The organism is Dietzia natronolimnaea, assembly GCF_002289575.1.
GTDB classification, from domain to species: Bacteria; Actinomycetota; Actinomycetes; order Mycobacteriales; family Mycobacteriaceae; genus Dietzia; species Dietzia natronolimnaea_A.
The window spans coordinates 1-906 of the sequence record NZ_NTGA01000102.1 but is presented as its reverse complement, the minus strand read 5'-3'; the positions used below and the strand labels follow the sequence as shown (position 1 = coordinate 906).

At 62.4% G+C, this 906-nt stretch carries 1 protein-coding gene; it reads left to right on the top strand.

The features are described from left to right. Window positions 1-441 (top strand): TetR family transcriptional regulator (locus CEY15_RS17835; RefSeq protein ID WP_095719508.1); only part of this gene is annotated, 441 nt, incomplete at its 5' end. Between the last annotated feature and the right edge of the window lie 465 nt (window positions 442-906).

The following is a 906-nucleotide window of genomic DNA, read 5'->3' as shown; positions in this document are numbered from 1 at the left end:
GCGGTCGAGCGACTGGTCGTAGAGCATTTCGCTACCGCACTTGCCTCGGCGCCCGTGGACGTCCCAGGCGCCGACATCGCCCGGATCCGCAACGAGGCGGTTGCCGACATGCTGGTCAGGCGTCCCGAGGTGGTGAACTACCTGCGCCGCGCGTTGCTAGATCCCGGCGGTCAGCGAGGTGAGTTACTCGAACGGCTCACCGAGCTGACACACCGGGAAGTGATAGCTATGCGGCAGTCTGGTGCGGCGTCTAGGGTCCGCGCCGATGCTGTTCAGGTGGTCGACGTCATCGTCACTCAGCTGGGCCGTTTGTTCCTCCAGCCGCTCGTGGACTCGATGTGGTCCCATCTTGGGACGTTCACTCACACCGAAGGCGACGACAAGCCGGAACTGAGTGTTCGCGTCACCGAGACATTGGCACCGCAAGGAACGCCGCAATGACCTTGGTCATGGTAAGTCGCTGGCTTCGAGGCCGGACGATGCCGCGAGCAGCCGCAGTCGAGAATAGTTGCCGCGTGACGGCCACAGTGGACTCCACTCTTAGGGGCAAGAAAACGAGATCCTGTGGCACGCCGTTGCCTATCTGTCGCAGGCGAACCCGCCAGACGGCGATATGCCCGTGTGGGGCAAGAAGGTCGGCTTTCGGAATGTCTCCGACCACGCCCACACAGGGGGCAACGGAATCGCGCACAGCCTCAGACCGAGCAGCTCCACCAGTCGCGCCCACCGCGCCTGCTGATGAAGTGCCGAGTTCTGAGGTGCCGAGTTGCCAGTGCGAGACCGGACGAACGTGCGAGCAGTTCGGGGAGCGGTCGAGTTCGCGAGATTCACAACTCGGCATCGTCTACTTGTCATAACGTAAGTTATCGGCGTAAAACTCTCGGGAGTAGTGGTAGGTGCGGTTAC